Origin of the sequence: Pseudomonas sp. LRF_L74 (assembly GCF_965644255.1) — a bacterium.
GTDB lineage: Bacteria > Pseudomonadota > Gammaproteobacteria > Pseudomonadales > Pseudomonadaceae > Aquipseudomonas.
In genome coordinates, this window is the sequence record NZ_CBFFRH010000005.1 from 467,327 (window position 1) to 486,550 (window position 19,224).

13 protein-coding genes are annotated in these 19,224 nt (G+C 62.0%); 10 read left to right on the forward strand and 3 right to left on the reverse strand.

The window, feature by feature from the left end:
* The first annotated feature begins 443 nt into the window (after nt 1-443).
* From ACSZPK_RS15655 to ACSZPK_RS15695, 9 genes are all read left to right on the forward strand, one after another.
* Nucleotides 444-911, forward strand: coding sequence for a 4Fe-4S dicluster domain-containing protein (locus tag ACSZPK_RS15655; protein ID WP_437882387.1), 468 nt, complete (start codon nt 444-446; stop codon nt 909-911).
* A complete protein-coding gene (locus ACSZPK_RS15660) occupies nt 908-2,503 on the forward strand; it encodes an FAD-binding protein (protein ID WP_437882388.1) in 1,596 nt (531 codons plus the stop codon). The genes ACSZPK_RS15655 and ACSZPK_RS15660 overlap by 4 nt, the downstream gene beginning before the upstream one ends.
* 54 nt (nt 2,504-2,557) lie before the next feature.
* Complete coding sequence (locus ACSZPK_RS15665) at nt 2,558-5,059, forward strand: TonB-dependent receptor plug domain-containing protein (RefSeq protein WP_437882389.1); 2,502 nt, start codon at nt 2,558-2,560, stop codon at nt 5,057-5,059.
* An 88-nt stretch (nt 5,060-5,147) separates the two neighbouring features.
* Nucleotides 5,148-6,893 carry an ABC transporter permease gene (locus ACSZPK_RS15670; RefSeq protein ID WP_437882390.1) on the forward strand — a complete coding sequence of 582 codons (1,746 nt, stop codon included), beginning with the start codon at nt 5,148-5,150 and terminating at the stop codon, nt 6,891-6,893.
* The gene (locus ACSZPK_RS15675; RefSeq protein WP_437882391.1) at nt 6,890-8,023 is read left to right on the forward strand and encodes an ABC transporter ATP-binding protein; all 1,134 of its coding nucleotides are present in this window, start codon (nt 6,890-6,892) and stop codon (nt 8,021-8,023) included. The genes ACSZPK_RS15670 and ACSZPK_RS15675 overlap by 4 nt, the downstream gene beginning before the upstream one ends.
* Entirely contained in the window at nt 8,020-9,108 is a 1,089-nt protein-coding gene (locus tag ACSZPK_RS15680; protein ID WP_437882392.1) for an ABC transporter substrate-binding protein, read from the forward strand. Before ACSZPK_RS15675 ends, ACSZPK_RS15680 begins: the two co-directional genes overlap by 4 nt.
* A 96-nt stretch (nt 9,109-9,204) precedes the next feature.
* On the forward strand, nt 9,205-10,236 hold the full coding sequence (locus ACSZPK_RS15685) for an ABC transporter substrate-binding protein (protein WP_437882393.1): 1,032 nt from the start codon (nt 9,205-9,207) through the stop codon (nt 10,234-10,236).
* Nucleotides 10,233-11,945, forward strand: coding sequence for an ABC transporter ATP-binding protein (locus ACSZPK_RS15690; RefSeq protein WP_437882394.1), 1,713 nt, complete (start codon nt 10,233-10,235; stop codon nt 11,943-11,945). The genes ACSZPK_RS15685 and ACSZPK_RS15690 overlap by 4 nt, the downstream gene beginning before the upstream one ends.
* Nucleotides 11,942-13,747, forward strand: coding sequence for an ABC transporter ATP-binding protein (locus ACSZPK_RS15695; protein ID WP_437882395.1), 1,806 nt, complete (start codon nt 11,942-11,944; stop codon nt 13,745-13,747). The genes ACSZPK_RS15690 and ACSZPK_RS15695 overlap by 4 nt, the downstream gene beginning before the upstream one ends.
* On the opposite strand, the gene ACSZPK_RS15700 is transcribed toward ACSZPK_RS15695, so the two are convergent.
* Complete coding sequence (locus tag ACSZPK_RS15700; RefSeq protein WP_437882396.1) at nt 13,680-14,615, reverse strand: LysR family transcriptional regulator; 936 nt, start codon at nt 14,613-14,615, stop codon at nt 13,680-13,682. The two genes, ACSZPK_RS15695 and ACSZPK_RS15700, sit on opposite strands and share 68 nt — an antisense overlap.
* 237 nt (nt 14,616-14,852) lie before the next feature.
* Here ACSZPK_RS15700 and ACSZPK_RS15705 point away from each other — a divergent pair, with 237 nt between their 5' ends.
* Entirely contained in the window at nt 14,853-15,785 is a 933-nt protein-coding gene (locus tag ACSZPK_RS15705) for a LysR family transcriptional regulator (protein ID WP_437882397.1), read from the forward strand.
* On the opposite strand, the gene ACSZPK_RS15710 is transcribed toward ACSZPK_RS15705, so the two are convergent.
* Together ACSZPK_RS15710 and ACSZPK_RS15715 are read right to left on the reverse strand one after the other, a co-directional pair.
* Nucleotides 15,767-17,512 (reverse strand): ABC transporter ATP-binding protein, encoded by a 1,746-nt coding sequence (locus ACSZPK_RS15710; protein ID WP_437882398.1) that lies wholly within the window; start codon nt 17,510-17,512, stop codon nt 15,767-15,769. The genes ACSZPK_RS15705 and ACSZPK_RS15710 overlap by 19 nt on opposite strands.
* A complete protein-coding gene (locus ACSZPK_RS15715) occupies nt 17,509-19,209 on the reverse strand; it encodes an ABC transporter ATP-binding protein (protein WP_437882399.1) in 1,701 nt (566 codons plus the stop codon). The genes ACSZPK_RS15710 and ACSZPK_RS15715 overlap by 4 nt, the downstream gene beginning before the upstream one ends.
* Nucleotides 19,210-19,224 lie beyond the last annotated feature (15 nt).

Genomic DNA, 19,224 nt, shown 5'->3' on the forward strand with positions numbered 1-19,224 from the left:
TTCAGCTCAGTGACACAGGAGCCTGCCGCCCTGGAAAGTTCCCTAGTGCATCATTGCAAGTTCAAACTCGATATACAGCCGGAATATTTCCGCCCATTACCCGTTCAACTCATTGCAGGCCGGTCGCATGTATGAAAAGTTGCTTAAACCTGCGCACTCTCGCATTAAAAATGCTTACAACCACATGATTTTATTATTTATTGCAAGCCACACCTATCATCACCGAAAGGCTCCATGAGTTTTCCACCCTGCGAAAAACAACACCCGATGCATCAATCTACGATCAGCCTCGCTCATTGCCGATATCTCGATTTCAATATTTTTGATACCTGAGCTCATTTATAATTATTAGTATCACCTAATATAACCATAGAGTTACAAATTGTTGGCAGAGCTAAATAACCCCGTGATCTACTCCGCGCACTTCAGCAAGTGGTGGTGTAATGATCGAAGTTATAGTGGACGATATCTGCATTGGTTGCATGGCCTGTGTACGCGCTTGTCCCAATGATGTCTTCAGTGCCGATGAGTCACGCAAACTGGCCGTCATCGAGAGACAGGAAGATTGCTGCACCTGCTACCTGTGCGAAGCCTACTGCCCGGTGGATTGCCTCTTCGTGGCCCCCCAGGCCTATCCGCAAGCCGTCGATCTCCAGGCCCTGCTGGCCAGCGGGCAGCTTGGCAGTTTCAGACGCGCACTGGGGTGGGACAAACGCTCGCCCGGCAGCACGCGCCACCACCAGCCGCTAGACCAGACCCGCCTGTTGTCTGGTGCCGACGCGCCGGGCGGTCCCGGCGCCAACCATCGTACTGCCAGCTACGCCATCGGCGAGGTCAATGAGTCCCACCGCCACTCTCGCTTCGACCCGCTTGCCGCCGGGTTGCTGGCTGCGCAGGAGGCCTCTCGATGACTCGCACGGCCGAACGCGTGAGCCAGGCGTCCTACGATGTCGATCTGGAAGCCGACGTGCTGGTCATCGGTGGCAGCCTTTCAGGAATCTGGGCGGCTCTTGCCGCGGCGCAACAGCACGCTCGTGTGGTCCTGGTGGAAAAGGGATCCGCCGGCAGCGCTGGCGTGGTAGCCGCTGCCGGAGGCGGTGGCGCTTATATAGTGCCGGGCAACCAGAAGCAGCAACGCGGCGTACTCGAGGAGCGACACAAAGAAGCCGCCGGGCTGGATAACCTGGGCTTTCTGGAAAAGGTCTACAGGCAAAGCTATGCCAGCTTTCAACGCATGGCCGAATGGGGTTACCACGCGCCACGCCTGGGCGCGTTCGGCGTCGACAGCATGGCGTTCCTGCGTCGTCGCCTGAAAAAAGCCGGCGTGCAGGTACTCGATCACAGCCCGGCGCTGGAGTTGCTGCGCGATGTCGATGGGCAGGTCGCGGGGGCCGCTGGTGTGCAACGCCAACTGGAGCGAACCTGGCGGGTGCGGGCCGGCGCGGTGATCCTGGCTACTGGTGGCAATGCCTTTCTGTCGGGAGCCCAGGGCACCAATGGCAACACCGGCGACGGTTACCTAATGGCGATGGAGGCCGGTGCCAGCCTGATCGGCATGGAGTTCGCCTCCAGTTACGCGCTTGCCCCGCTACATAGCAGTACGACCAAGGGCGGCATGTATTTCCAGGGCCACGCCTACGACGAACGCGGCGACCGGCTGGATCCGACCCTGCCGGCCTGGTTTTCCATCGGCAACGTCGCCGATACCCTACTCAGGGGCGGGCAGCCGTTCTACGTGCTGGACAAGGTAAAGCCTGACAAGTGGCAATCCATGTTCAACGGCGTACCGAACTTCTATCACTACTTCCAGCGCCAGGCGCTCAACCCGTTCGACAACCTGTGGCCGGTAACGCTGATCCTGGAGGGGTCGGTGCGCGCCTCCGGTGGCCTGTCGGTCAATGAGGATTGCTCGACGGGCGTTCCAGGCCTGTATGCGGTGGGTGACCTGGCGGACAAGAGCCGGCTGGTCGGTGCGTTTCTCGGTGGGGCCGGCCCCTGCATCGCCTGGTGCGTGGCCTCCGCAGAGTGGGCCGCCGAACAAGCCACTGTGTTTGCCCGTCAGCAGGGCGACAAGCACTCCCAGCGCCAACTCCACCCTCTTGGCCAGGCCGGCCTGCGCCCGCGCCTTGAACGGAGTGTAGACATGCGAGCCCGCGAGCTGATCACCCGGGTGCAAACCGAGATGCTGCCGCTGGAGACCAACTTCTATCGCCGCGAAACGCTCATGCGCAGCAGCCTGGAAAAACTCGACCAGATCTGGCGGCACGCTACCGACGACCTCGCCGGTGACGATGCACGCAGCGTGCTGAAAGCACGCGAAGCCGCATCCCTGGCCGCAAGCGGGCGCTGGATCCGCCACGCCGCCATCGAACGTCGAGAAAGCAGAGGCCTGCACCGCCATGCCGATTACCCGCAGACCGACCTCAGGCAATGCCATCACCTCCGTGTGCGTGGCCTGGACCAAGTCGTGGTTAGCGTCAGCCAACAACAGTCAGCGGACTGAATTCCGCCCCTTCCCACCCATAAAAGCCAACCAAATACTCTTGGGATCGTCGCCATGATTCATTTGAAACGACCGTTGTTCGCCTTGACCCAGTTATCCTTGCTTATCGCCGCCGCCAGCAGCCAGCAGGCCTTCGCCGAACAGACGCCGGAAACCCGGCTGGGCAAGGTCGTGGTGCTGGGCACCAGCCGCGAGGACATCACCAGCCTGCAAAGCTCGGCGCCAGTCGACGTCGTCAGTGCGGACCAGCTCAAATCCACCGGAGCCATCACCCTCAACCAGGCCCTGGAAAAGCTCCACCCTTCGTTCAACTTCCCCCAGGGACAGAATTCCTGGAACGGCCAGAACACGCGTTCGGCCGCGCTGCGCGGAGTCAGCCCGGCCTACACGCTGGTCCTAGTGAACGGCAAGCGCCGGCATACCTCCTCGCAGATCACCAACACCCTGCCCTACCCGCCATCGGTTGCGGTGGACATCAACACCATTCCGGTCAGCGCCATCGAGCGCGTGGAAATCCTGCGTGACGGCGCCGCCGCACAATACGGCTCGGATGCCATCGCCGGGGTGATCAACATCGTCCTGCGCGAGGACAGCGAGGGCGGCAATCTCAACGCCCGCATCGGCGGATACAGCGACGGTGGCGGCTACACCCGCGCCTACAACGGCTGGAAAGGTTTCAACCTGGGAGATCGCGGTTTCCTCAACCTCAGCGCCGACTACTTCAACAGCGACTTCGTCGACCGGGCCGATGCCGACTGGCGCCCGCAATTCGCCAATGGCGACAGCCGCAACCAGACCATCGGCAATAGCTGGTCGAAATGGGGCAATGGTTCGCGAGAAAGCTGGAGTGTATTGGCCAACGGCGAATTCGATCTGAACGATGAGGTGAAGCTCTACGGCTACCTGAACTATGCCGACCGCGAATCAGGTTCGTACGTCAACACCGAACGGGTCATCAACAGCAGCGTCAACCCGACCACCCTGGAAACCGCAGTGACCGGCGCCAACAGCCGCAACAGCCCTCTATACCCGGATGGCTACCAGCCACAATCGGTCAGCGACTCGCAAGATCTCGCGGCGGTGTTCGGTACCCGGTTCGGCGACGCCGCCGGCAGTGGCAAGTTCGACCTGTCCCTCAGCCATGGCCGCAACGAGTCCGGCAAGTGGACACGCGGCACGGTCAACCCGAGCTATGGCGTCAACAGCCCGCGCAACTTCTACTGGGGCTCGACCAAGTCCAACCAGACCACGGTACAGGGCGACTATGTCAAGGATCTGCCAGTAACCTTCCTGCCGGCTCCCGTGGTGCTTTCCGCGGGCCTGCTGTACCGCTATGAAAAATGGGCGACCGGCGATCTCGCTGACGAGGCCGCCTACACCAACGGTGGCCTGGCCAACTCGGTCAACCGCCTGCCAATCGGCGCCGCCTCGGTCGACAGCCCGATCCAGCCGGCCGATGCCGGCTCCATCAACCGCAACGTCGGCGGTGGCTACCTGGGTGTCGAGGCCGACCTCACCGAGCGCCTGCAAGTCGGTATCACCGGTCGCTACGAAGACTATTCGGACTTCGGCGACACCTTCAACGGCAAGCTGACCCTGCGCTATGAGCTGACCCCTCAGGTGGCCCTGCGCGGCACCTACAGCAGCGGCTTCCACGCTCCCAGCCTGGCCCAGCTCGGTTCTCAGATCACCAGTTACACCACCACCTGGAGCAACACCGGCCTGAACGTGGCGACACCGGGTCAGACCCGCTTCTTCCGTCCGGATGATCCGCAAGCGGCGATCTTCGGTGCCAAGGCTCTGGATCCGGAAAAGTCCGACTCGTTTTCCGCCGGTATCGTGCTGCAGCCTGACGACACCTCCTCGATCACCATCGATGCCTATTACCTGACGATCAAGGACAGCGTGGTGTCGGTCGATCGGCTCAGTGGCACGGCCGTGACCCAGGCGTTCAACAGCGTTGGTTTGACCGGTTTCACCCAGGCCCAGTATTACTTCAACGGCTGGGACTCGAAGACCAAGGGGTTGGACATCGTCGGCAAGAAGCACTTCAGCCAAGTGTATGGCGGCACGCTCGACCTGTCCGCCGGCTTCAGCCTGAACAAGACCGAAGTCGACAACGTGCGCGATACGGTCCAGGTGGGTGGCGCCACCCTGAACGTGATCGACCCTTACCGTATCCGCGACGCCGAGCGCAGCACGCCGAAGAACAAGCTCATTCTCGACGCGCGCTACAACAACGGTCCGTGGACCGTGGACGTGTTCTTCAAACGCTATGGTAGTTACTGGTATAACGCCAGCGCCTCCGGACTGCTTCCGGGCGGCAACGGCAACCGTGACCAGCGCTTCTCGCCGGAATGGTATGTAGACCTGGACCTCAACTATGCGGTCACGTCGAACTGGGATCTGTTCCTTGGCACTCAGAACCTGTTCAACAAGTACCCGGACAAGTACGAGCTGGGCAACCGTTCCAACGGCGTCAACAACTACGGCTTCCTCCACCCCAACGGATCGTCCGGTCGCTTCGTCTATGCCGGCGTGAACTACGCCTTCTAACCCCGCGATCGAAAGTCCTGACAGCCATCGCGCCACCGCGCGATGGCTTGACCGCTCGCCCTCGGCGAGCCAGCCCGAATGAGTGAAGATGAGCCCGAGTCTTGCCTGGCGCCGCGAAGCGGTGCGTTTTCTACCCTTGATTCTGCTGCTTGCGATCGTCTCGGCGTGGCCATTGGTCATGCTGGTGGTCGGCACCCTGCGCAGCGCGCCACCGGGTTTCGCCGGGAGCTGGACACTGGCCGCCTGGAGCGCCACGTACCATGACCCGGGTACGCTCAAGGCCTTGCGCGACGCCCTGCTGGTCGCCCTGGTCTCGACAGCCGGGGCGACGCTGCTCGCGGCTGCGCTGGCCTTCGTTTCTGAACGCAGCGACCTGCCGTTGCGACGCCTGATCACCCCCAGCATGCTGGTGGTATTCGCCACGCCGGCACTGTTCTACGCCATGGGCTACGGTTTTCTCGCCAACCCCTACAGCGGTCAGCTCAACGCGCTGCTGCACTGGACCCTCGGCGACCTGGCTCCGCGCCTGAACATCGAGACCTGGGCCGGCGTGATCACGGTGATGCTGTTGAAGAAGACCGCGATCATCTACCTGTTCCTGGTCGCACCGTTTCGCAACCTGGACCCGAGCCATGACGAAGCCTCGCAGCTGGCGGGCGCGGGCGTGTCGCAGACGTTCCTGCGCATCAACCTTCCAGCACTGGCCCCGGCGCTGACTGTGGCGATACTCATCGGCATCGTCGGCGGCCTGCAGGCCTACGACATGGTGCTGATTCTCGGCGGGCCGATCGGCCTGGACGTGATCTCCACACGCATCATGGACTACGTCAACAGTGGCGTACCCAGCGACTATGCGCGGGCCAGCGTCCTGTCGCTGAGCATCGTCGCCGTGCTGGTGCTGTTATGCCTGGCACAGACACGCATCCTCGGCCGGCGCAGCTATGTCAGCGTCGGCGGCAAACGCGGCGCGGCGCGGCGCGTCCGCCTACGACGCGCACGCTGGCCGCTGGCTGTGACCAGTTGGCTGGCCCTGGCGCTGATCGCCCTGTTGCCGGTTGGCGCGGTGCTGTTCGCATCCCTGCAACCGTTTCCGGGTATCTACCAATCCCTGTCGTTGGACCATTATCAAGACGTCTTGCGCCTGCCCCGGGTACTCGACGCGATTGGCGTGACATTCAGCCTGGCCATTCTGGTCGGCATACTGTCGATGTTCCTGGCGCTGTTCATCGCCCAGCAAGGCCGCGCGCTGCGCGGCTGGCGCAGCACATCGCTGCGCTTCATGACCCTGGTGCCGCTGGCCATGCCCGGCGTGGTAATCGCCCTGGCGATTCTCTGGGGGTTCGTCAGCGTACCGCTGCTGCGCCAGCTCTATGGGTCGCTGTGGCTGCTGGTGGCGGCCCTGACCATCTGTTCCCTGCCGCTCGCCATTCAGGTCACCAGTTCGGCCCTCGCCCAGCTTTCCCCTGATCTCGGCGAAGCCGCGCGGATCTGTGGTGCCAGCCCACGCCGAGTGTTTTTCGACATTCTGCTGTGCCTGCTGGCGCCCGCGTTCCTGGCAGGCTGGTTCATGGTCGCGGTGCTGGTTTCGGGCAACCTCGAAGTGCCCATGCTGCTCAAGGCACCCGGCCTCAGCCCAGTGGCCATGGTCGTCTACAACATCAACGCCTCCGGCGACTTTTCCGGCTCGGCTGCGCTGCTGGTGGTACTGCTGCTGAGCAAGCTGGCGCTCTGCGTGACTGGCCTGGGCCTGTTGCACTTCGGCCGCTACACCCTGCGCTGGAACACCCGGCGGCAATTGGCAAGTCTCGCTTCTGTTCAGGAACACTTCGCATGAGTTCGGTCAGCCTGCGCGCCCTGCGCAAATATTTCACCACGCACGCCAAGGTCACCAGCGAACCCAAGCGCGGGGCCATCGACGGGCTCAACCTGGATATCCGGGCTGGCGAGTTCTTCGTCCTGCTCGGCCCCAGCGGTTGCGGCAAGACCACCACCCTGCGCTGCATCGCCGGGCTCGAGGAGCCGAGCGGCGGCGAGATACTGATTGACGGAGAAGCGGTCGCACAGCCAGAACGTGGCCGCTTCCTGCCGCCCGAGAAACGCAACGTCGGCATGGTGTTCCAAAGCTACGCGCTCTGGCCACACATGAGCGTCTTCGACAACGTGGCGTATCCGCTGCGTCGTGGCAGTGAGCGCCTGTCACGCAGCGAGTTGGCCGCACGGGTGGTCGAGGCCCTCAACCTAGTCGGCTTGCACGGCAATGCCGAAGCCTATCCGCCTGACCTTTCCGGTGGCCAGCAGCAACGGGTGGCGCTGGCCAGGGCAATCGTCGCCCGGCCACGGTTGTTGCTGTTCGACGAGCCACTGTCGAATCTCGATGCGCAGTTGCGCCTGCGTCTGCGCCAGGACCTGCGCCGCATTCATGAGGAGACCGGGCAAACGTCGATCTATGTAACCCACGACCAGACCGAAGCCCTGGCCCTGGCTGATCGCATCGCCGTGATGCGCCACGGGCGCATCGAGCAACTGGGTTCGGCACAAGACATTTTTCTCAATCCGCGCACCGTGTTCGTCGCCGAATTCGTCGGCTACGACAACCTGCTGGCAGGCCAGATCATCGCGCTCGACGCCGGCATCGCCACAGTCCGGCTCGACGGCTGGGCGCAGCCGCTGCGCGGGAGGGTACTGGCCGACGTAACGGTCGGCCAGCACGCACGACTGGCGATACGCGCCACCAACCTGCTGATCGGCGACGCGGCCAGCGCCGCGGGCAATACCTTCCAGGCGCACTTGAGTAGCCTCACCTACCTGGGTGAACGCTTCCAGGGCGAACTGCGCGTTGCGGACACCCGCCTGCAGGCCAGTCTGGGTCTGGCCGACAGCCAGCACGTACGCCCTGGGGACCACGTGTGGCTGACCGCTGGGGTCGATGATGTGCTGGTGCTGGCGCCCGAGGAGCCAGCATGAAGGCACGCTGGCTGATCGGCCTGGTCGCCTGGATGACCCTGATTGGGTGTGGCGTGCCCGAGCGGCCAGTGGCCAATACCGCCAGACCGAGCGGTACGCCAGCTCAGCAGGCTGAGCAGACGCAGCTCTATCTTCAGGCGCTGGCTGCCGGGGAACCAGAAGTGACAGTGTATGGCGCCGCCACCGACCGTGAGGTGGACGCGCTGTGGCAGGCCTTCGGTGAACGCTTTCCCGGTCTGCGGGTGACCTACCTGCACGTCTCCCCGCATCAACTGATGCCCAGGGTGGATGCCGAAACCGTAGCAGGCGTGCACTTTGCCGACCTGTGCCTGCAACCACTGACCATGGCCCCGCGGATTGCCCAAAGCGGCTATCTGCAACCGTTCGAACCACTGACCGCCGAGGGCTTGCCGGCGCAATATCGCAGCGATGATGGTCTGCTGCATTATCCGTTCAACAAGCTGTTCGGCCTGGCTTTCAACACCCAACAGGTCGACGAAACCCAATTGCCACAGCATTTCTCGGCGCTCCTGCAGCCCACCTGGAACAAACGCTTTTCCTACATGGCGCCACCGTCCATCAGCGGCGTCACCGACGTATCGGTGGCAACCCTGCTGATGGATGGCCGCGCCGATTACGATGCCCTGCAACTGCTGGCCCGCAATGGCATCAACACCAACCTGGACAATGGCGTCACCTACCTGGCCCAGGGGCGCCAGAGCCTGAATATCTGGGCTTACCTGCCATCCATCTTGCGCATGCGCGAACTGGGTGCGCCCGTCGACATACGTTTCATCGCGGATTTCTCCGTCGAGTTGCCGTTCGCCGTGGGCCTGATTCGCCATGCGCCTCATCCCAACGCCGCGCGCCTGCTGAAAAGCTGGCTGCTGAGCCCGGACGGGCAGCAAATCCTGGCGGAACGTGCCTACATGCTCGGCAACATGCCGGACGCACCCTCGCCGCCCCGCTACCCCACCGGCGAGGCTCGCCAGGCGCTTTTGCAACGGCCTTTACCCGGTCCCCTGCAAGTCCAGATGGACCAGCAACGCGATCAGCTCCGCCAAATCTTTCGCAAGAACCGCTAGGTTGTGTCCCATGGAACCTTATTCACCAGCAAGTTTGCGCGTGCCGCCGCGTCAACTGCGGGATTTTTTCCATTCCCCTGAACATCGAGAACGTGCATGAACTCCCACAATAGAGAAGTGCTTTTCACCATCTGCCCCGTCTTCGTGGCCTCGCACATCGCCGTCGAACTCGGCTGGCTCGATGAAGAGCTGGCGCGTATCGGCGCATCCGCACGTTTCCTGCGCAGCCTCGAGACCCAGTATTGGCCGGCACACTTCAACCAGCGCAGCGACCGGCTGTTTCGCGACGGCGGGTGCATCCCGGCCATATGGGCCAACGCACAAGCCGGACAAACCGTCCTACTCGGCCTGACCCGTGTCTACAACGGCGGCCAGATTCTGGTACGCGCCGATGCCGACATCCATTCCCTGGCGGACCTCGCCGGTGCGCGCATCGGTCTTCCTCGTAACCCAGCAAACCCTGTCGACTGGTGGCGAGCGGTGTCTCAACGCGCCTTGCAGACGGCGCTGCGCCTGGGGCATCTGCGCGCCGACCAGGTGAAATGGGTCGATGTCGACTACCCCCCGGCCTCGTCCCGCGCGCCCTGCGCGCGGCCCATCGAACATTGGCGCGATCTGTCCCGCCACTATCTCGCCTTCGCCCCCGAGGTGCGGGCTGCCGAGGAGGGGCGCGTGGATGCGATCTACTCGGGACAAGGCAAGAGCCTCATTCTCGAGCGCAGCGGCCTGTTCAAGGTCATCGAGGATTTCAACCTGCGCCCGGACTGGACGCTGCAGGTCGCCAACAGCCCGTTCGCCCTGACCGTCAGCCGCGCCCTCGCGCAACAGCAACCCGACCTGGTCATCGCCTACCTGCGTGCCTGCATCCGTGCAGGGCGCTGGATCAATCAGAACAAACCGGCGGCCGCTTATCTGATCAATCGCCTGACCTACCACCCCAGCGTGGCCGATACGTTGCAGGCCATCGAGAAAATCGACTTCGTACCGAACCTCGATGCGCACAACCTGGCGGCAATCGGCCTGGCCAAGGGCTGGTTGCGAGAGTTGGGCTATATCCAGCAGGACTTCACCCTCGACAGTTGGGCCGATTCGAGCTTTCTGCTCCGGGCGCACGAGGCCCTGGAGTGATCGTCCTGAGCTACCTGCGCCCGTACTGGCGCTCGGCGGCACTGGCACCGCTACTGATGATGCTGGAAGTGGCGATGGACCTGATGCAGCCGCTGCTGATGTCGCGCATCGTCGACCAGGGCGTGCTGCGCGGCGATCTAGCGATCGTCTGGCAAACCGCTCCCTGGATGCTTGTATGCGCCATCCTGGGTCTACTCGGCGGTTTCGGCTGCACGGTGTTTTCCAGCCGAGCGGCGATAGACGTCGCCACCGATCTGCGCCGCGACCTGTTAACGACCGTGCAGCACTTGCCACTGAAGCAGATGGACACAATAGGCCAGGGGTCGCTGGTCACCCGCCTGACCAGTGACGTCGCCCAGTTCCAGCAGTTCACCATGCTCCTGCTGCGGATCTTCATTCGCGCACCTTTCCTGGCGCTTGGCAGCCTGGCCCTGGCGGCGTGGATCGATTGGCGCCTGGCCTTGCTCATCGTGCTGGCGATGCCGCTGCTGGCCGCCTTGCTTTACCTGATCACCCAGCGCTCGGCCCAGGCCTTCGGCCAGGTACAGAATCGCCTCGACCAGCTCAATGAAGGCCTGCGCGAAAACATCGCCAGCATCCGCACCCTCAAGACATTCGCCAACAGGGGGCATGAGCAACAACGCTTCGAGGCGTTGAATCGCGACTACTCCCGAGCCGCCGTGCGCGCCTGGCGCAGCGTGGCGCTGAACGGCCCCACGCTGTTGCTGCTGAATGCCGTGCTGGTGGCCGTGCTCTGGCTCGGCACAGGTCGCACCCATGTAGGTGAGCTGGCCGTTGGCGAACTGGCAGCGTTCATCAGCTACCTGGGCATCTCCCTGGGCGCGCTGAACTCGCTGGGCAACCTGCTCATGCAGGTTGCCCGTACGCGCATCGCCTTGCAGCGCATCAAATCGATCTTCGCGCGGGCAGTGCCTACAGCGTTGTCCGCCTCCCGGCCCATCACCGGTACCGCTGGCGAGATTCGGGTCGACGCCGTGGACTTCGCCTATGGCAACGGCACCCGGGCGTTGAGCGAGATCAGCTTCCGGGTGGGTGGCGGGCAACGTGTCGCCCTGCTGGGTTGGACCGGCGCGGGAAAAACCAGCTTGCTGTCGCTACTGGCTGGCCTGTATCCACCAGACAGCGGCGAGATCCGGATCGCCGGGGTGCCGCTCTCGCAGTGGCCCAAGGATCAGCTCTACCGCCATGTCGGCATGGTCAGCCAGCAACCGCTGCTGTTCAGCGCCAGCATTCGTGAAAACCTGCTGCTCGGCCGCACCGACATCGATGAGCAGAGGCTCCGGCAGGCATCACGCATCGCCCAGGCCGACGCCTTCATCGAAGCATTGCCGCAAGGCTACGAGACGCAGATAGACCGCCAGGGCGGTGGGCTCTCCGGCGGCCAGCGCCAGCGCCTGGCCATCGCCCGGGCCCTGTTGGCCCAACCTGAGCTGCTGTTACTCGACGATTGCAGCAGCGCGCTCGACCCCCACACCGAACGCAATCTGTTCGCCGCCATGCGCGAAGCGCTGCCCCACAGCACCTGGATAATCGCCACCCAGCGGCTGGACAAGATCCAGGATAGCGATTGGGTGCTGGTGCTCGATGACGGCCGACTGATTGCCCAGGGCACTCCCGATACCCTGCAAAGAGAATCCATGTTCTACCGCACCCTGCTGAACACCCATGAACGAGGGCAGACACCATGAGCCAGCCCCTTCACACTCGCACGCCCAGCGTACCCCAGGCCAGACCGCACTCCGGGCTGACAGCCCTGCGCCGCCTGGTCGGCTACCTGCTGGTGCGACGCGCCTGGTTCCTTTTGACCCTTGCCTGTTCCATCACCAGCACCTTGCTACTGGTCCTCGCCCCGTGGCTGACGGGCCGCATCATCGACCAGCACGCCGTGGCCGGCGAGCCTCGTGGCCTGCTGTCCGACTGCCTGGTGCTTCTGCTGGTGTACATGGCGGCGACCCTGTTCGCCTGGCTGCAGGCACGAGGCATGGCCAGCGTCGCCCAAGACTGCGTCCAGCGCCTGCGCAGCCAGTTGTTCGAACACCTGCAGCGATTGCCCATGGCCTTCTTTGCCAAGCATAGCCAGGGGGAGTTGATGAGCCGTGCCACGCATGATCTCGACCTGCTCGCGACCACCCTAAACCAGGGCGTGATGCAGTTGCTATCGAGCCTGGTGCTGGTACTCGGTGCGCTCGGCTTCATGCTGGCGCTCAGCCCGGCGCTGACCCTGGTCAGCCTGTGCTGCCTCGCCACCATGCTGATCGTCACCCGTAGCATCGCACGCTATTCGCGTCGCGCCATCACCGCTCAACAAACCCAGCTTGGCGCGCTCAACGGCTTGATCCAGGAAAGCATCAGCGGCCAGGCCACCTTGCGCTTGAGCGCCGCCGAAGCCCATGCGGCGGCCCGTGTCGAAGGCATCGCGCAGCGCCTGCGCAGCAGTTCGCGCCGGGCCCAGATCATCGCCGGCAGCATGGGGCCAGCGATGAACACCTTCAACAACCTGGGCTTCGCCCTGCTGGCCGCCGTCGGTGGCTGGCTGGCGCTGCATGGCGACGTCAGCGTTGGCGCGGTGATCGCCTTTCTCGGCTATTCACGGCAGTTGGAGCGCCCGGTCAACGAACTGGCCAACCAGTTCAACCTGATGCAGGCCGCGATCGCCGGTATCGAGCGCAGCTTCGAGATTCTCGACCAGGAAGACGAACTCGCCGACCACCAGGACAGGCCCGTACCGCCATTGACGGGAGCGATCCGCTTCGAAGCGGTCGGCTTCCACTACACCGCGGACCACCCTGTTCTGCAGGGTATCGACCTGCAGATCGAGCGAGGTGAGCGGATCGCCCTGATCGGGCCGACCGGTGCCGGCAAGACCACCGTGTTCAACCTCTTGCTACGCTTCATCGAACCCAGCGCCGGGCACATTCTGCTCGACGGGCATCGCCTGTCGACGCTGCCTCGCGAAGGGCTTCGCCGCCAGATCGGCGTTGTCCTGCAAGACTGCCACCTGTTCAATGTCAGCCTGCGCGACAACCTGCATTATGGCCGTCCGAGCGCCAGTGACGAAGAGATCCTGCACGTCGCACGACTCACCGGAGCGGATGACTTCATCCGCCAGCTACCGGGTGGCTACGAGAGCCGCCTGGGCACTGGCGGGATCACCCTGAGCCAGGGTCAACGACAGTTGCTTGCCATCACCCGCACGCTGCTGCGGGACCCGACGATCCTGCTACTGGACGAGGCCACCAGCAACATCGACGCGCGCAGTGAACAGCTAATCCACAAGGCATTGCAGACCCTGATGCACGGTCGCACTAGCCTGATCATCGCGCACCGCCCTGAAACCATCCGCCACGCCGATCGAATCATCGTCCTCGAACAGGGCCGGGTCGCTGCGTCCGGTACTCATGCACAGTTGCTCGAAAGCAGCCTCATGTACCAGCGCCTGCAAGCACGGCCTGATCCGGCAGCGGCCCGTAGATGCTCTGCGCCACGTTGAAGAACTGCTCGCGAAACCACACGGCGGCCATGTCCCCCTCGAGCAACGGATTCCATTGCAGGACCAGAGTCTGCTCCGGTAACTCTATGGGAAGCTCGAGGATGCGCAACGCAAACAGGCGCGTCATTTCTTCAGCGAAGCGCAGGGGCACCGTGGTGATGTAAGGCGAATTGACCAGCATGAAGGGAATGCTGGCATAAGCGTCGACCACGGGCCCCTCGTGGCGCTGGTAGCCCATGCGTTTGATCTGCAACGCCTCCAGGCTCGGCGTGCCGGTCAGTCCGGAACGCCTGACGATATGCGTGGCATCGAAGTATTCGCGCTCGCTGATCGACTGGCCGAACAGCTCATTGTCCCTGCTGATCAGGCAGACATAACGATCCATGTACAACGGCTTCATCGGCAGGTTTTCATCATGCAGGCCGCTGGGCATGATATGGAAATCCACACGCCGTAAATCGTACTTGCCAGCGACCAACGAAACCTGGACACCGGGCGCCTCGCGCAACAGGTATTGGTTCAGTTTCGAAATCAGCAGAAACGTATCGATGTCCCCTGCCCGGATACGAAACCTGCGCGTTGTCGTACGCTGATCGAAAGTCTGACGACGAACGAGAAACTCCCGCGTCTGCTGCATGAGCTCACGCAAGGGATCGGACAGCCCGGAGGCGAAACTTGTAGGCGTTATGCCCCGACCGGAAGAAATAAACAGCGCGTCGTCGAAATACTTGCGCAAATGAGCCAACTGAGTGCTCACGGCAGCCTGGCCGATCCCCAGACGCACGGCACTTCTACTCACACTACGCTCCTCCAGTAAAACCTCCAGAGTCACCAACAAATTGAGGTCCAAAGAGCGTAGCTTGGTCATCTAACTGTCCATGGCTTATTCACGCCAGGCATCGGCACTGTTGCTGACGCTATGCGTGAAGGAAATGTAAAATCCTGCTGAAAAAACCTGGGCACCGACGCCTCTATTCAGCCCCGAATATCCAAATATTTTTTAACTATATCCTTATTAAAAAACGCCCTGCGTGGGCGCCCCAATACGTCATGTCGGCGGCGATGAAAAACTGTACCCTAGATACAAATCAAGTGGATACGCGGCATGGAAAAACACGCTCTCGATATTAATCTTCTGGCCACCTTCAAGATGCTGTTCGAAGAGCGAAGCGTCAGCCGCTCAGCCATTCGATTGGGGGTCACCCAAGCGGCTGTCAGCACGCAACTGGCTAAATTGCGCAAACATTATGAAAATCAGTTGTTCGTTTTCTCTGGCCGAGAAATGGAGCCTACCGCCTTCGCTTGCGAATTGGCAGGCCCCGTTGACAGCCTGATGCGGAGCGCTGATCAGTTGCTGGCAGTTCGCAATAGTTTCGACCCGCGCAGCACGAAGCGCCGCTTTCGCATCCAGGCAGGCGAAATCGAGACGATCACGCTGCTCTCGAAAGTGAACCTGCGTCTACTGCAAGAAGCCCCGGGAATCCAGACCGCCATTGCCGTGAGCGCGCCCAACCTCAAGCATACCGACCTAGCAATCGTGCCAGTGGAAATGCAGGTCGAGGAAATGCTCTACGCCAACCTTTATCAGGATCACTATGTCTGCCTGGTCTGGCGGGACTGTCAGGAGTTCGGCGATACGCTGAGCCTGGAGGAGTATCGCAAAGCGGTTCACATCCTGCGACGCAACCCGCGTAACGGCACACCGGACTGGATCGGTCGCTGGCTGACTCGCCAGGGCCTCAGGCCAAACGAAGGACCGATGGTCGAAGCCACCGCCAACGTCCCCTTCCTGCTCGAAGGCACCCCGTACGTGGCCACCGTGCTGTCTCGCTTCGCACAACTGATGGCATCGCGCTTTCCATTGCGCATTCTTGAGCTGCCTGCCGACGTGCCCGTACAGAACTTTCTCCTGCAATGGTATCCCAGCCTCAACGAGGACCCAGCAGGTATGTGGTTACGTGACCTGATTCAGGAAGCGGCACGAGACATCTATGGGCCCGTTCACGAAGGCTTTCGCTATCAGGGCGTCCTGGCCTGATCGGCCTCCCCCGCCTGCCACAGACCTGCATAGGCGCCAGAACGTGCCAACAGCTCGCTGTGGCTACCTTGTTCGACAAGGCGCCCCTGATCGAGCAGCAAGATGCGCTCAGCATGACGGATGGTATCCAGGCGATGTGCGATGACCAGGCAAGTACGGCCCTCCATCAGTGCCGTGAGGGCCCTTGCGACCCTCGCATTACCTGGCCTGTCCAGATTGCTGGTCGCCTCATCGAGCAGCAATATCCCAGGCTGCATCAGCAGAGCCCGGGCGATGGCGATAAGTTGCATCTGGCCTTTGCTCAGCCCTTTGCCGCCGGCCTGCAACGGCGTCTGGTAACCCAGAGGCAGATGCCTGACCCAGTCATCGATGCCCAGAAGCACGGCGATTCGCCGTACCTCATTCGCCTCTGCGTCAGGTCGTCCATAGCGGATGTTGTCCTCGATACTCGCGGCGAACAGATACGGCTGCTGCGCAACGACCCCCACAAAACGGCGTAGCGCATGGGGGGCGATCCGCACAAGGGGCTCAGAACCCAACCGGATCTCGCCCCTCTGCGGCTCGATGAAGCGCAGTATCAGATTGAACAGCGTACTTTTACCTGCACCCGAGGCGCCAACCAGGGCGATGACCTCGCCTGCCTTGATGCTGAAACTCACATCCTTGAGCACGTCCACACCAGGGCAGTAGGCGAGAGATACCTGTTCAAAAGCCAGCGCACCGTTGAGGCTCACATCGCCCGTTCCAGTACCGGCTTCCCGTTGCAACTCAAGCAGTGCAACAGCGCGCTCGAGCCCGACCCATGCACTCTGAATCTGACTGAACTGGTTGGCGAACTCGCTTACCGGTCGCTCGAGCTGGCGTGCATAAGCCAGGAACGTCGCCACCAGCCCCAGCGTCGCGCTCCCTGCATCGATCATCCAGCAACCGGCAATGGCGATCAGCACATAACCCAGGTTATTGCAGGTGTTCATGCTCGGCCCGACGATACCTGCCAGCACCTGTGCACGACTTGTATCACTACGCAGTTGTTCGTTAGCCAGTGCGAAAGCCTCGCAAAAACGCCCCTGGGCATCGAACTGACGAATCACGTCGAGTCCGGCGATACTCTCATGCAACTCACCCGTGAGCCGAGCGAGCGATTCCTGTTGATTCGCCACATGGCGTCGGGCCCGCTTGGCCAGGTAGCGCGTCGTGGCGAACATCAGCACCAGGCAGGACAGACTCAGAAGCGCCATCGACGGACTGAGCCACAGCATGAAGGCGAACGCCACCAGCACCAATATCAGGCTGGAAAACAATTGCCCCAGGCTCTGGTTCATGCTGATCGCCAGGGTTTCCATATCCAGGCTGATCCTGCTGATCAACTCACCGGCCGAACGCTGCTGAACAGTATTCAGCGGAAGCTGCAGAACATGCGTGAACAATCGGTTGCGCAGCGTGCCCGAAACACCCTGCGCCACATCCGCCAGAAAACGTCCTTGAACGAAGGCGCACAATGCGGCCGTGCCATATACACCCAACAGCGCAAGGCATGACAGGGCCAAGTCGTCGATACGCCGCAGCAGAATGTGTTGATCGATAATCCGCCCGATCAGGTAAGGAGCACTGGCCAACAGCACGGTGGAAAGCACCAGGCAAACGGCAACTGCCGCTAGGCGCCCCCCGCCATCGACAAGCGATAGGCTCAATAAAAAGCGGGATACGGAACGTTTAGCGGACTTCATTCCGGCTCCTCGCACGCCAGTAACTGCCGGAAATGCGTTGAGTGCAGCAATTGCTCAGGCCGTCCTTGTCCGATCAGGCGCCCACCGTCCAGTAGCAAAATACGGTCGGCGGTTTGCAACACGACAGGATCCTGGCTGACGAACAGGCAAGTGGTCCCTTGCAGTTCATGGTGCAAGGCATGGTTAAGGGCCGCGGCAGTATGGTTGTCCAACGCGCTCGTACAATCGTCTAGCAACACGATGGAAGGTTTTCCGAGTACCGCCCTGGCAATTGCGATGCGCTGTCGCTGTCCTCCGGAGAGCATCGCCCCGCCCCGCTCGAGAACGGTGGCCATGCCTGCTGGCAAACCGTCGATCCAGTCCTGCAGTTGCGCAACCGCACAGGCGTGGCGAACAGCCTCGGCCGATGCATCGGGGTGTCCCAGGCGCAGGTTTTCCTCCAGGCTCAGTGAAAATAAGTGCGGCACCTGCGTCACTACACCTATCTGTCGGCGCCATTGCGCCAGGTCCAGCACCGTGCTGGCCACTCCGTCAAAGCGCATGTGGCCACTGGCAGGCTGCACCTGCCCCGCGATCAGCGCAAGCAGCGTGGACTTTCCCGAACCGCTGTCACCGACCACCGCGACACGCTCGCCTGGGGCAACGCAAAACGTCATGTCCCGTAGCACGTGGCCTTGCTCGCCGTTGGCAACGCACACCTTTTCCAACTGAATCCCACCATTGAGTCGCAAAACCCGGTCATTGGCGGTCAGGACTTCGGTCGCGGGCCGCAGCAGCTCATTCAACCGCGCGACGGCAACACGGGCCCGGGAGACCTGAGTGAACAGCATGCCGAGCGACGTCAGAGCCCCGAGAATGATCACCTGGTAATTGATGAACGCCACCATTTCCGTGGCATGTGCGGTACCTGTCCATGCGCCGCTCAGCCATAGGACGATGACAACGGCCAGATTCAATATCAGCAACAGCGCCGGGGTGCTGCACGCAAACAGCCGCCATGCACGCTTCGAAGCCTGCATGTAACGCTGGTTGAGGCAGGTAAAGCGGTGTGTTTCAAGGGACTCGGCAGCGAACACCTTGACGGTGAACCACCCGTTGAGAACGTCGTGCAAGTATTCATTCAGATGATCGAGTCCGACTTGTGCCACGCCGAAGGCCGCACTCGAATAGTGGGTCAGGATCACGAGCAGCCCCAGGCACAGAATCACGCTACCCAATACATATGCAGCCAGTAACGGACTCATGGAAAATGCCATCACCAAACTGCCAAGCAAAAGCAGGCTGGCGCGCAAGGAACCTCTCACCAACAGAATAAGCACCTGCTGAAGTTGGGTGACATCAGCGGTCAGCCGTGTCAGCAGGCCACCTGAAGACAGGGTGGAAATCAGTTGTGGGGGCTCACCGAGCATACGCTCGTACAGCTCCAGTCGAAGGCTGGCAGCAGCAGCGATACCGGCCCGGATCGAACATACGGTGCAGCCCATGCCGCCCAGCCAACCAACCAGGATCACCATCAACATGATGGCGGCCGCTCCCTGGAGTTGAGCAACTCTCGCCCCCGACAGCGCGTCATCGACGAGATGAGTCATCAGGCGTGGCAGAGATAGATCGACTGCCACCTCGATCAACAGGCAAGCAGCGGCAGCACCCAGGCGCCAGGAGACGGGACGCACATGGCGCCAATAAGGACTTTTCATATAAGAACATCCGTC